General features: G+C 62.4%; 14 protein-coding genes. 12 read left to right on the forward strand and 2 right to left on the reverse strand.

Translation table 11 applies throughout. From position 1 onward, the window contains the following. The 12 genes from BN1233_RS32820 to BN1233_RS32880 form a co-directional block, all read left to right on the forward strand. A partial coding sequence (locus tag BN1233_RS32820; RefSeq protein WP_046867851.1) for a hypothetical protein occupies positions 1-1473 on the forward strand: 1473 nt, incomplete at its 5' end. 628 nt (positions 1474-2101) lie between these two features. Next, the gene (locus BN1233_RS32830; protein ID WP_046867853.1) at positions 2102-2758 is read left to right on the forward strand and encodes a site-specific integrase; all 657 of its coding nucleotides are present in this window, start codon (positions 2102-2104) and stop codon (positions 2756-2758) included. A gap of 135 nt (positions 2759-2893) precedes the next feature. Next, a complete protein-coding gene (locus BN1233_RS32835) occupies positions 2894-3397 on the forward strand; it encodes a hypothetical protein (RefSeq protein WP_046867854.1) in 504 nt (167 codons plus the stop codon). Positions 3398-3883: 486 nt separating this feature from the next. Then, positions 3884-4090, forward strand: a complete 207-nt coding sequence (locus tag BN1233_RS32840) for a hypothetical protein (protein WP_046867855.1) — start codon at positions 3884-3886, stop codon at positions 4088-4090. 665 nt (positions 4091-4755) lie between these two features. Beyond that, positions 4756-5130 carry a thymidylate synthase gene (gene thyA / locus BN1233_RS32845; protein WP_074078412.1) on the forward strand — a complete coding sequence of 125 codons (375 nt, stop codon included), beginning with the start codon at positions 4756-4758 and terminating at the stop codon, positions 5128-5130. A 3-nt stretch (positions 5131-5133) separates the two neighbouring features. Then, positions 5134-5448, forward strand: coding sequence for a DUF2293 domain-containing protein (locus tag BN1233_RS32850; protein WP_046867856.1), 315 nt, complete (start codon positions 5134-5136; stop codon positions 5446-5448). Between the two features lie 92 nt (positions 5449-5540). After that, positions 5541-6026: a GNAT family N-acetyltransferase gene (locus BN1233_RS32855; RefSeq protein ID WP_046868004.1), complete on the forward strand. Its 486-nt coding sequence runs from the start codon at positions 5541-5543 to the stop codon at positions 6024-6026. Further along, positions 6023-6529 carry a dihydrofolate reductase gene (locus BN1233_RS32860; protein ID WP_046867857.1) on the forward strand — a complete coding sequence of 169 codons (507 nt, stop codon included), beginning with the start codon at positions 6023-6025 and terminating at the stop codon, positions 6527-6529. The genes BN1233_RS32855 and BN1233_RS32860 overlap by 4 nt, the downstream gene beginning before the upstream one ends. Positions 6530-6676: 147 nt before the next feature. After that, a complete protein-coding gene (gene hflK, locus BN1233_RS32865) occupies positions 6677-7831 on the forward strand; it encodes an FtsH protease activity modulator HflK (protein WP_046867858.1) in 1155 nt (384 codons plus the stop codon). After that, positions 7828-8820 (forward strand): protease modulator HflC, encoded by a 993-nt coding sequence (gene hflC, locus BN1233_RS32870; RefSeq protein WP_046867859.1) that lies wholly within the window; start codon positions 7828-7830, stop codon positions 8818-8820. Before hflK ends, hflC begins: the two co-directional genes overlap by 4 nt. Positions 8821-8824: 4 nt before the next feature. Then, on the forward strand, positions 8825-9016 hold the full coding sequence (locus BN1233_RS32875) for a DUF2065 domain-containing protein (RefSeq protein ID WP_046867860.1): 192 nt from the start codon (positions 8825-8827) through the stop codon (positions 9014-9016). 101 nt (positions 9017-9117) lie between these two features. After that, the gene (locus tag BN1233_RS32880; RefSeq protein ID WP_425311767.1) at positions 9118-10620 is read left to right on the forward strand and encodes a DegQ family serine endoprotease; all 1503 of its coding nucleotides are present in this window, start codon (positions 9118-9120) and stop codon (positions 10618-10620) included. Positions 10621-10738: 118 nt separating this feature from the next. On the opposite strand, the gene BN1233_RS32885 is transcribed toward BN1233_RS32880, so the two are convergent. Both BN1233_RS32885 and serB read right to left on the reverse strand, forming a co-directional pair. Continuing rightward, positions 10739-12070 (reverse strand): hemolysin family protein, encoded by a 1332-nt coding sequence (locus tag BN1233_RS32885; RefSeq protein ID WP_046868005.1) that lies wholly within the window; start codon positions 12068-12070, stop codon positions 10739-10741. Positions 12071-12188: 118 nt separating this feature from the next. Continuing rightward, positions 12189-13100, reverse strand: a complete 912-nt coding sequence (gene serB / locus BN1233_RS32890) for a phosphoserine phosphatase SerB (protein ID WP_046867862.1) — start codon at positions 13098-13100, stop codon at positions 12189-12191. Between the last annotated feature and the right edge of the window lie 7 nt (positions 13101-13107).

Raw genomic sequence — 13107 nt, forward strand, 5'->3', positions numbered from 1 at the left:
GAGGGATCCGTCGACAAAATAGCGCGTTCGATTGGATTATTATGGGACCTTCGATCGAGAATCCGAGGCGACAAACTCATCGTCGATCCATTCCCGGATGGAACCGAAGGGGCGACCGCGGGGCTCGGACGTGCCGACGGGCGAACGAAGACCATTCCGATGAGGCAAGGAGATTGCCTCTTAGTTGCGGCCGCACGCTTCGTTGTCGAGTCAGGACCTATGATCCTCGACGTCCGGGACGCTTGGATGAAGCTGAAGGAAAGAAGAGGCTCCACGTACAAAAATCCGAGCGAAAGGGCGCGGTACCTGAAAGCGCAGCACGAACTTCTACGGAAGCTTCATAGGATTCCTCTTGCACGACAGGTCGGCTTTAAGGTCGATGAGGCTGGTGCCCAGTTATCTCTACGCAAACTGATCGATGGCTATCTGCCGACGGCATGCGCGATCATTATCCTCACGCTCTTGGCGCGCCGAAAGAAGGAAGGTCTCGAGGTCAAGGCCGGCGCGGTGAGAGGCTCCCGGGGAGACGGTTGGTTTCTGGTCCTGGAGATTTCGAAGACCGTCAGGCGTAGTGTGGCTATCCCTTGCCCGGAGATCGTCGTTAAGGCGGTGGAGCTGCTCGAACGCTGGAGCCGGCCTGTAAGGACCGAAGAGCAGAACGGGCTCTTCCAGGTGCCCGGCTTTGGGGAGGGAGATGGCAAACCGAAGGAGTATCTCATCGGCTTGCACCTTAACGATTTTGCACAGGATGTGGGCGTTCCAGCCTTGCCCAACGGGACGAATTTCAAGTTCGCCGCACATCAGTTCCGGCGACTCTGGGTCATAATCTACATCTGGCGCTACGACGGCGACCTTGGAGCGGCGTCGTGGTTTCTCTGCCACTTCAATATTGAGACGACACGACTGTACGCCAATGATGCGGAACTCGGACGCATGATCCACGAGGAGAGCCGGCACTTCACTATGCAGAAGGTGAGGGCGATCGCGCATGGCGATGCCCAATCCACGGGCCTGCTCGGGCGTCGATTGGACAAGCGACTACGGCGTCTAATGGATGACTTGCGTAGGCGGACCCGCGTGGTTGGCGATCGTGAGCTCGAGCGCGAATGTGAACGTCTTGTCGATCAACTCAAACTCGAACTTCGGGCCACGCCGTGGGGACTATGCGGCTGCCGTCCTACCGAACCAGCTCGTCGCCGCGCAAAGTGTCTTCAGGGAGCACGCAAAGGCGCTGCTCTTGCTCTCGACGGGCGGCCCGATCCATCCGGCTCTACCGAGACGGTCTGCGCAGGCTGCATCCATCATATGGTTGATCAACTGAGGCAGAAACACTGGCAATCAGAACTCGCCCGAACCGAAGCATTGCTTGCGCGTCCCGGGATACCCGAAATTCTACGAGGCGCGTACGAGGAGCGTCGGACAGTTCTCCTCTCTTTCATCAGCTCTTTCCCGGTAGGGTGGGGAACCTCATGACCGGCAGACATCCACGTGGGAACGCAAATCGCGATCGGGGGCGGCGAAACTTGCTCCGTAAGGCCGCGCTCCTGCGCCTGTACCGCATGCATGGCGTACCTGATGGGGCCTTCGTACCGCCATCGTTGCGCCAGTTCGCGCAGTGGAAAGATTCAGCAATGCGGCTGAGCAGCAACAGCTTCAGCACGGTGTCGCGCTCGGCGACCTATAACACACGCCTAATAGGGAAAATCGAGCAACTTATCCGAGATCTGAATGGTTCGCCCGACCAGTCTCGGGTTGAGAGATTGGAGGAGGAGAACGCACAACTTCGAACAATGACAGCCCATCTTGCCAGTGGCTGGCACCAAGCGCGCGAGGATGCTGCCGAGGCTAGAAAGGGACTGGTAAGCGAGAAAAAGCGCAGCAATGACCTGCTAACGGAGATATCTCATTTGCGGGCCCAGTTGTTGGCGTACGAGCGTCGGGGGCTCAGGGTCGTCGGGGGAGGACGGGAGCATGATTCCTTCCCTTGCGAGCCCTGCGGCCTAGACAAGGATGGGCAACTTGACCCGTGAGATTACGGCCATCCCGTCCTAATCTGATATGGATCACGTGCAACTCCGAGGGAAAAGAGGCTCGGCTACCGGTGCTGTTCGATGGTATGGGCCGACCGATTGCCTCTGCGTCGGACTGGTTCCGGCACCTCGCGGTGGGAGGCAAGACCGGCGAAGGCACTTTGGAGCAGTACGCCAAGACCGTCAGGAACTTCGTAGAGTATCTTGAGGAAAATTCTTGGTTGCTTGAGGATGTAACCGATCGTATACTGCGAAAATGGCGCAACCGCGATCACTCGAGGCGAGGCTGCAAGAAGAAGACATGCAATGCGAAGCTGGGGGTAATCTACCGATTCTTCCTATGGGCACAATCGCGCGGCCACTTCAGCTACATCATTGGGGTTCCTGAATGGTCCCCTGGGTTGGCACCGCCCATTGCGATTAGTATCGTTTCCAACGAGAAGCGCCCGCACGACCGCAGTGCTGATCAGATTACAAGCGACATTCTGTTTCGGGTGAAGGGGCGCCCACGGCTACACGTTCCGACCGCCGAGGAGATGGACCAAGCATACGTTCGCCTCTCCGAGGTCAAGAACCCTGCGATCGCCATGCGCAATACACTGCTCTTCACCGGTGCCGAGATCACAGGCGGACGCCGATTTGAGCTCCTTGGCCTTCGCGCAGATCAGATTCCCGAGTGGAACGTGATCTATGACCTTAGTGAGGACGACAAGAGTTACCCCGTTTAGATCAAAGGCAAGGGAGGAGAAATAGAAATAATCTACCTTCCTCATACATTCTTAGCAGACATTCGTGATTACATAGAGGGTGCGCGCACTGATGTTATTAAAAATATTGACGATCCCGATTGGCAAGATCACGGTATGATCTTCATCTCGCATACGACCGGAAAGCCGCTGTCCAAGGAGTATTTTACTAATGTTGCGTCGGCAGCTTTTCGGGCGGACGGCGTCAAGGCTACCTTCCATAGGATCCGAGCCCGTTTCCTCAGCCGCATCGTTGAAGAATGTCTCGACGACGAGATCGAACGGTCCGGGTACCATTACAGTACTGCGACGGTTCTTAACCGCGCGGCTGAACTTGCGCGGCATAGCAATTTAGCAAGCCTCAAATATTATCTCCGTTTGGCCCGGAAGCGCAGGGCGCGGCAGACCTCTGCCCAGAGGGCCCATGAACTCCAGGAAAGAGAGCTTAGTGCTCGGAGATCCCTCGCCTTTGGGGAGCAGAGCTTGCGGGGACTAGCTGCGGCGAAGAAGCTCATCCAGGCGGTGCGAAACGGAGACCCGGCAGGGATAACGACTGCTAGGGCAAAACTGGATGCCGAGCTCGATGAGTTGCTAACGACGTTCCGGACGCTGCCGCATTGATGGCCTAGTGATGCGCGTGCGCTCGCACTCGAATGCTCGTGATTCGAGGCAGGTGGAGCTTTCTCGGAAGGCGACTCTTGCTGGTGAGCAGCCGACCTCGCGCACTAATGTAACAGTGTATAACTCATCCAACCATGCCCCGTGCATCTGCTGGCGGCCGACAAAGCACATCGATGATGTGGTCGCTTTAGGCCCAGAGCTGAGTCTGTCCCTCGTTGTAGAGATAGAGACCGTAGAACGAGACCCTGATGGAGAGCCCCGGTGAGCTGGAGGCGACCCACAGACGCTCGCCGCGCTTGGCCCAGCTAGAGCCGAAGTCCGTGTCCTGATGGAGATGCACCTCGCCGAGATAGACAAAGAGGTGTCGATCATGCTGGGCACCCTCCGGGGCTTGCTGGAGGATGCCCAGCGCGACTAAGGCTTGCCGCCGCTCCGGGTGGCCCGGCCGAGCAGCTTCCTAGCCTTCTTCCACGACAGCTCGAGGCGGTGCAGGGCCGCACGGATCATCTCACGGTAGACGCTGCGGCCGAAGCGCTCGCGCACCTAGCCGAACAGGCGCTTGAGGGTGACGTGGGAAGCTGGGTCGGCACCTTCTACGGACGGGGCGGCAGCGGTCTGCTGGGCGTGCGCACGATCGCGCCGAGACTGGCCGCAATCCGGACGCAGAGAGGGCGCTCACGGATGCGGCGATAGACGAGGGTGTCCAGGCTCTGCGCGTTTAGGCGTGCACCCACTCCATTACGGTCAGTGGGTGGCGCTCGGCGCGCTGTACCGCCCTGTGGCGCAACTCTCGTGAGCAATGTCATCAGGAGCAAGCCCGCACTCGCGGGTGCGTGCATGGGAGGGGCTCATCGTCAGCCGCCGCAGATCGTGCGGGATCTGACCCCAGCGGGCGCAATCAACTCGTAACATGAAACCAATCACCTCCGAGGAAAGCGCCTCAGAGGGGATGGCCCTCCACCAATCCAAGCTCGCCAAACCATGGCTCTCAAGCTGGACGCGGTCCAGATTTGGAAGCTTGGCAATCCCTACGCCGAAGCTTGACGGTTCTCGGAGCTGGCAAGATGATCAAGGACGCTCAGGCAGGGTATCTCAACTGCCGCGGCAAATGGTCGTGGCGATTTCAAACCCTGAGCCATCTCCAACCCGAGCTCGCGTCACGGTTCAGATTAGTGGCATGCGGGTAGAGCCACTAAGCAGGTTTGCGCAGCCCCCCACCAATGTCACCGCATCCCCGGAGCTAGGCGACCTCACAGGCTGTAGGACAACCCGAAGAATCCTGCTTAGGTTACATTATTACGTAGAAGGTAGCGCGAGCTTTGGCTAGACCACCCGCAGCAAGTTTGTCCGTAGCATCTATGGGAATGTGGGAAAGCCATTGCCTCTTCCAGTTCTATGTCGCGGAGGGGCGACTGTCCTGCCAGTTCTACCAGCGCTCGGCCGACGTGTTCCTGGGAGTGCCCTTCAACATCGCCTCTTATGCACTCCTCACCCACATGATGGCGCAGGTGACCGGGTTTCAGCCGGGAGATTTCGTGCACAGCTTCGGCGACGCGCACCTCTACATGAACCACCTAGATCAGGCGCGCTTGCAGCTGACGCGGGAGCCGCGCGCATTGCCGCAGCTACATCTGAATCCGGCCGTCAGATCGCTCTTCGATTTCAAATACGAGGACATCGTGATCGAGAACTACGATCCGCATCCGGCCATCCGTGCGCCCGTCGCCGTATAGGTCATGCACAGACAAGAGGCCCTCCAGGGTGCTCTGCGGATCCTCGCCCCGCGCATTCCGGGACACGAGGCCGAGAGCATCATCGATCATGCGCTCGGGAGCCCCGGACTCCGGAAGGCGGCCCCCGAGACGGCGATCTGGCTGTCGATGGTCGCCTATATCCGGCACAATCTCACCGAATACGACATGCTCCTGGACGAGGAGGGCTACGATCCGGAGAGCGCCCGCCACTTCGTTCTGCAAGACATCAATGACGTCCTCGCCGCATGGGCCTCCCCGCGCCGCCTGAGCGACGAGGAGGACGAGGATCGGGCCTGACCGGCCGAGCCCGCCCATTCGAAGCCTCTTGCGCTGGAATGCACCGGGCCAAGCTGGTAACGAGCGATCCGCATTTCCTTGATCCCGATCCGATGTCCCTTTCACTTCGAGCCGCACGCCCGGCCGACGCGACCCTTGTCCTGGAACTCGTACGCGAGCTGGCCGAATACGAGCGCTTGGCCCATGAGGTCGATGCGACCGAGGAGAGTCTGAGAGAGGCTCTTTTCGCAGAGCAGCCCCGGGTCTTCGCCGAGATCGCGGAGTGGGCCGGAGAGCCTGCGGGATTTGCCCTCTGGTTCTACAATTTCTCGACCTTCCGAGGACGGCACGGGATCTATCTTGAGGACCTTTTCGTGAGGCGGGACTATCGCGGCAGGGGTATCGGCCGGGCACTCCTCCAGTGCCTTGCCGGCAAATGCGTGGACGAGAATCTCGCCCGCCTCGAATGGTGGGTGCTCGACTGGAACGAGCCGGCTCTGCAATTCTATCGCGCGATCGGCGCCGTCCCAATGGACGGGTGGACCGTCCAACGGGTGACCGGGCAGGCGCTGCTCGATCTGGCGCGAGGGGGCCGATGATCCCGCTCGCCGTCATCGCCGCAGTCGCCGAGAACGGCGTGATCGGAAAGGACAACCGTCTCCTGTGGCGACTAAAAGCCGACCTGCGCCGCTTCCGGGAACTGACCTGGGGCAAGCCCATGATCATGGGGCGCCGTACCTTCGAATCGATCGGCAAGCCTCTGCCTGGTCGTGAGACCATCGTTCTGACCAGAGATCCGGAATTCTCGGCCACGGGAGTCCACCGGGTCACGGAGTGGGGCGAGGCCCGTCTCGTCGCAGAGAGGCTCGCCGAGCTGGCCGGCGCGCCCTGGATCCCCGTCGTGGGGGGCGCCGAGATCTATGCGCTCGCGCTTCCCGAGGCGGAGCTCATCTACCTGACCGAGGTCCATGCCAGGCCCGATGGAGACGTCGTGTTCCCACCCCTGAATCGGGCAGAGTTTCGCGAGGTTCGTGCGACGCATCACCTCGCTGGCCCGGACGATGATCATGCCTTCACCTTTCGGGACTTCGTGCGCATTTAAAGTGCAGCTTCCGGCCGCACGGCGTTGAAGAATGTTCCGCCGATGCCCACGTCCGAGCCTTGACAGGCGGAACGACGAGCACCCAAAACCGCCATCAGAGGGAGCCGGCACCCCGCCGGAATTCAGCGAACGCGAGGACAGGCATCGATGCCTTGGAGTAACCAGAGCGGCGGTGGCGGCGGCCCATGGGGTCAGCGCGGCGGCCCGGGAGGCCGCGGCCCATGGGGTTCCGGTCCGCAGGGGGGCGGGACGCCTCCAGACCTTGAGGACATTCTCCGGAGGAGCCAGGACCGGCTGAAGGATCTGATGCCGGGCGGCGGATCCTTCGGGGGCAAGGGGCTGGTGGCCCTCGCCCTCGGTATCCTTGTCGTATGGCTCCTCACCGGCTTCTACACGGTGCGGCCGAACGAGGTCGGCATCAACCTCATCTTCGGCGCCTATACGGGCACGAGCGGGGAGGGGCTCCGCTATAACCTGCCGGCTCCCATCGGTTCGGTGGTGAAGCCGGACGTCACGGCGCAGCAGCGCATCGAGGTGGGCTACCGCTCCGCTCCCGGACAGGGCCGCGGCCGCGACGTGCTCGAGGAAAGCCTCATGCTCACCGCGGACGAGAACATCGTCGATCTCGACTTCGATACCGTCTGGCAGGTGAACCCGGCCCGCGCCCAGGATTTCGTGTTCAACCTTCAGAACCCTCAGGGGACGATCAAGTCGGTTGCCGAGAGCGCCATGCGTGAGGTGATCGGCCGTCGCAACATCCAAGCGATCCTGACGACAGAACAATCGAGCATCACCCAGGAAGTCCGCCAGATCATGCAGGAGGCGCTCGACTCCTACGGGGCAGGCGTCCTCGTCAACGTCGTTCAGCTCCAGGCCGCCCAGCCACCAGAGCCCGTCCGGCAGGCCTTCTTCGACGTCAATGCTGCGCAGCAGGATGCCGTCAGGGTCCAGAACGAGGCCGAGACATTCGCGAGCCGCGTGGTGCCCGAGGCCCGTGGTGACGCAGCTCGGACTGTCCAGCAGGCGGAAGCCTATCGCGAGCAGTCGATCGCGGAGGCGACCGGTCAGGCAGCACGCTTCAACCAAGTTTGGGAACAGTACCGTCATGCTCCGGACGTGATTCGCGAGCGGATTTTTCTCGAGACCATGGAGCGCGTGATCGGCGGGACGGACAAGATCATCATCGATCAGAATGGACAGGGCAGTGGGGTCGTTCCCTTCCTGCCTCTCAACGAATTGCAACGCCCGGCCGCCAGCCGTAACGCGAACCAGACGCCGGCTCAGACGGGAGCGACGCGATGAACAGCACCGCCCTTCGAACAGGCATCCTCGTTCTTCTCGGGATCGCCGCAATCGTACTGTTCAGCGCGATCTATGTCGTTCATCAGACGCAATACGCGATGGTGCTGCGTTTCGGCGCCGTGCGCGCGGATGTCCGGGACCCTGGCCTCCATTTCAAGGTGCCGCTCATCGAAAGCGTGATCTATTTCGATAAGCGGGTTCTCGACCTCGATCTTCCGGTACAGACGCTGCTCTCTGCGGATCGGCAGAACCTCGAGGTCGACGCGTTCACGCGTTACCGGATCGTCGATCCCTTGCGCTTCTTCCAGGCCGCGAACAACATCACGCTGGCCAACCAGCGGCTCGCCAGCTTTACGAACTCTGCCATGCGCAACGTGCTGGCGAGCGCGTCCCGCGATGCCATCGTCCGCACCGATCGCAGCCGGCTCATGAACGAGATCCAGGACGTCGTGAACGAACAGGCGCGCAGCCTCGGCATCGAGGTCATCGATGTGCGACTGACGCGCGTCGACCTCCCCAACGCCAACAGCCAGGCCGTCTACCAGCGGATGCGGACCGAACGCGAGCGCGAGGCGGCTGATCTGCGCGCCAACGGTCAGCAACTCGCGCAGACGATCCGCGCCCGGGCCGAGCGTGAGGCGACGGTGATCAAGGCAGACGCCAATCGCCAGTCTGAAGAGCTGCGCGGTAAGGGAGACGCCGAGAAGAACCGCATCCTCGCAGAGGCCTTCGGCCGCGACCCGGCGTTCTTCTCGTTCTACCGCTCCATGCAGGCCTACGAGGCCGGCTTGACGCCTGGAGAGACCCGTCTCGTCCTGAGCCCGACGTCCGAGTTCTTCCGGTATTTCAACGACCCGAATGGGCGCGGCAACAACCCGGCCGGCTCGGAGCCGGTATCTCCCGGAGCGTCTCCTGCACCGGGAGCAGCTCCAGCGCCGGAGCCGCCGCCCACGACTGGATCCGCTCCGACGCCGCCATCAGCTCAGTGAGCTGATGGCGGACCTCATCGCGGCGCTGGGGCTCGCCCTCGCAATCGAAGGAATCGTATTCGCGGCGTTTCCCGACGGGATGCGCCGCGCCATGTATGAGGCCGCGCAAACCCCCTCCGATCGCATGCGGGTCGTCGGTCTCGTTTCCGCGGTGCTGGGGGTCGCCGTGGTCTTCATCGCTCGGCAATTCGGCTGACTGTCGGCGCGATTTCGGCCATATTTCCCCGGTTGCTTGAATGCAGTCCGGGGCAGCCGATCTATGTGGAACATCAGGAGAAATGATCGATGGCTGAAGTCATGACGGTCCCGACACAGGGCAGTCTGACCGCGGACGGGCGCCGCAGGGCGTCCTGGTTGTCAATCGCTGCCTTCCTCGTCGCCCTCGTCCCCGTGCCGGTCCTCGCCCGGTCGGCGCCGGAATCCTTCGCCGACCTCGCCCAGGAGGTCATTCCGGCTGTGGTGAACATCTCGGCATCGACCACCGTCGAAGTCCGGAACCGCACCCTACCGCAATTGCCGCCCGGCACCCCGTTCGAGGATCTCTTCGAGGAGTTCTTCAATCGGCGCGGCGGCGGGGGCGGCAACAACGACAACAACGAAAGCCCGTTGCGGCCAAGGCGTTCGAACTCGCTCGGCTCAGGCTTCGTCATCGATTCCTCCGGGATCGTGGTCACCAACAACCACGTCATCGGGGATGCGAACGATATCCAGGTAATCTTCGCCGATGGCACGCGCCTGAAGGCGGAGATCATCGGGAAGGATTCGAAGATCGATCTCGCAGTGCTTCGTGTGAAGCCCGAAAAGCCGCTCACCGCGGTGCGCTTCGGTGATTCCGAACGCCTCCGCCCGGGCGATTGGGTGATGGCGATCGGCAATCCGTTCGGGCTCGGCGGGTCCGTCACGGCGGGCATCGTGTCGGCTCGTGGCCGCAACATCGATTCCGGACCGTACGACAACTACATTCAGACCGACGCCTCCATCAACAAGGGTAATTCCGGTGGTCCGCTGTTCAACATGGATGGCGAGGTCATCGGCATCAACACGGCGATCCTGTCGCCGACGGGCGGCTCCGTCGGGATCGGATTCGCGGTGCCGGCCTCGACCGCAGTTCCGGTCATCGAGCAGCTTCGCGAGTTCGGTGAAACCCGCCGCGGTTGGCTGGGCGTACGAATCCAGAATGTCGACGAGCCTACTGCCGAGGCTCTGAACCTCGGGGCGGCCCGGGGTGCGCTCGTGGCCGGGGTCGACGAGAAGGGGCCTGCCAAGCCAGCTGGCCTCGAGGTCGGCGACGTGATCGTCCGATTCGATAACCACGACGTGAAGGATTCCCGCGACCTGCCGCGGATCGTCGCGAACACTCCCGTCGGGAAAACCGTGGACGTGGTCGTAATCCGCAAGGGACAGGAGATGAACCGTCAGGTGACGCTCGGCCGCCTTGAGGACGGTGAGCGCCAGCAGCAGGCTGCCCTGAAGCAGCCGCCGACGGACAGCCCGAGCGTGACGCATCAGGCCCTCGGCCTGACCCTGTCGAGCGTGACGGACGAGCTTCGCCGGCGCTACAGCATCAAGGACAGCATCAAGGGTGTCGTCGTGACCCGCGTCGACCCGAACTCGGTCGCTGCCGACAAGCGCATCCAGCCCGGGGACGTCGTGGTCGAGGTGGGCCAGGAGCCGGTCTCAAGCCCGGCCGATGTGACCCGCCGCATCGAGGCCCTGAAGCGCGACGGCCGCAAGTCGGCGCTGCTTCTCGTTGCGAATGCGCAGGGCGAGGTCCGCTTCGTGGCGGTCTCGATCGAATAACCGATCGCATCGTAGTCTTCGTCTCAACGAAAACGGGCCGGCTGATGCCGGCCCGTTTTCTATCGCGATGAGGCTCCGCGGTTCTTGGCGATCATGAAGGCTTCCTTTGGGAGGCTACCTATGAGCCTGCTGCGCGAAGGCTGGCGCGCCGGTGCAGCTCCGCGGCATCAGCCGAACTCACCTTCGCGATCAGCACCTTGTCGATACGCCGGCCGTCGATGTCCACTACCTCGAAGCGCCAGCCGAGCGCCTCGACGAATTCTCCGATCGTCGGGATGTGCCTCAGACGCGAGAGCACGAAGCCCGCCACGGTCTGATAATCGCGCCGGCCAGCCGGCAGGGTCAGGCCGATCATATCCGCCACCTCGTCTGCCTGCATCCAGCCGGACACGAGCCAGGATCCGTCTTCGCGCTCCACGATAGGCGGCTCTTCCTCTTCACGGCTCGTGAATTCACCGGTGATCGCCAGGAGGCCATCGACCGGCGTGACGATCCCTTCGAAATGCCCGTACTCGTCATGGACGAGAGCCATCGGGATCTCCGCCTCGCGCAGATAGGTGAGGACGTCGAGCGCATCGAGGGTGTCGGGGACGACCGGTGCGTTCCGGAGATGGGCCCTGACGTTCAGAGGCTTTCCGTCGACGAGGTCGGCGAGCACGGCGCGCACCTGGACCACGCCGATGATGTTGTCGTCATCCCCATCGACAACGGGAACACGGGAGTGGATGGTCGAGACGAGAGCCGCACGAATCGTGTCCTCGTCATCGCTGAGATCGATCAGGTCGACATCGGTGCGGGGCGTCATGAGCCCTCGCACGGGGCGATCCGCCAGGCGCATCACGCCGGCGATCATCCGCTTCTCCTCGGGCTCGATCACGCCTGCGGTTTCGGCCTCCGCGACCAGGCTGCGGATCTCCTCGTCGGTCACCTGGCTCTCGGGCTCTGTCTTGCCTCCCACGAGCTTGAAAATCGCCTTTGTCGAGGCATCGAGGAACAGGACCGCCGGCGACGCGACGCGCGACACGATGGTCATCATGGGCGCGACCGCGCAGGCGATGCCTTCCGGGTTCCTGAGAGCCAGATGCTTCGGGACGAGTTCGCCGATGATCACCGACAGATAGGTGATGCTTCCGATCACGATCGTATAGGCGAGCGGCTCCGCGACTCTGGTCGAAACGCCCCAACCCTCGAGAATGGCGTCGAACCGTTGGCTGAGCGCTGCACCGGAAAAAGCGCCGGCCAGAATCCCGACCAGGGTGATCCCGATCTGCACAGTCGAGAGGAATCGTCCGGGCTCCTCCGCGAGATGGAGGGCGGCCTGTGCTCCGCTTCGGCCCTGCTCCGCCATCATGCGAAGCCGCGGCCGACGGGCCGACACCACCGCGAGTTCCGAGAGAGCGAAGAGCCCGTTCAGGAGAATCAGCAGCAGCGCAATAATGAGTTCTATCAATCCCTCAGGACCGGAATGCGCGAGCACCCAGTCTCCCAGCGGCAAGTGGGCCCAATGTGGGCAAAGCCCGTTCGTGGGTCAATCACCGACCTCGCGTCCCCAAGGGCGGCTCTTCCCCTCAGCCATCGAGCACGAAATCTTCGGCCCTGTATCCCTGTACATAGAGCAGGGCGGTCAGGTCGGCATGATCGAGCCTGGCATGAGCCGCGGCGGCAACCGCCGGCTTCGCGTGAAAGGCAACACCCAGCCCCGCCTCCGAGAGCATGGCGAGATCATTCGCTCCGTCACCGACTGCGAGGCTTTCGGTTGGTGAGAGACGAAGCCGCTCGCGAAGTTCGTGAAGCGTGGAGAGCTTGGCCTCGCGGCCGAGGATCGGCTCCTCGACCCTGCCGGCCAGGTGCTCGTTCTCGACGATCAGCCTGTTCGAGCGATGCTCGTCGAATCCGACCATGCCGCTGATCGGTCCCGTGAAAACCGTGAAGCCCCCGGAGACCAGGCAGGTATAGGCGCCATTCGCCCGCATCGTCCGAACGAGCGCCCGCCCGCCGGATGTCAGGGTGATCCGCTGCTCGATGATGTCGTCGACGACCTTGAGCGGGAGGCCCTTCAGCAGGGCGACGCGCTCGCGCAGCGCCGGCTCGAAGGCGATCTCGCCTCGCATTGCGCGTTCCGTGATCGTAGCGACCTCGCCCTTGAGACCGACGAAATCGGCGAGCTCGTCGATGCATTCCTGCTCGATCATCGTGGAGTCCATGTCGGCGAGGAAAAGCTTCTTCTTCCTGCCGGCGAGCGGCTGGACGACGACATCGACCGGCGCCGGCGCGAGCGCATGTCGGAGACGATCCTGGATCACTGCAGGATCTTCGCTGGCCTCAAACACGAGGTCGACCGCAATCCCTCTTGCAAGAACAGCCGGGCGTGTCTCATGTCCCAGCGCCTGAGCTGTCTCATCGATCACTGTGTCGGTGACGCCGGGACGGTCGGGATGCGCGACGAGCGTCGCGACGAGCGAGGAGGTGGAGATCGGCATCGTTCAG

Origin of the sequence: Microvirga massiliensis (genome assembly GCF_001006805.1) — a bacterium.
Taxonomy (GTDB): Bacteria; Pseudomonadota; Alphaproteobacteria; order Rhizobiales; family Beijerinckiaceae; genus Microvirga; species Microvirga massiliensis.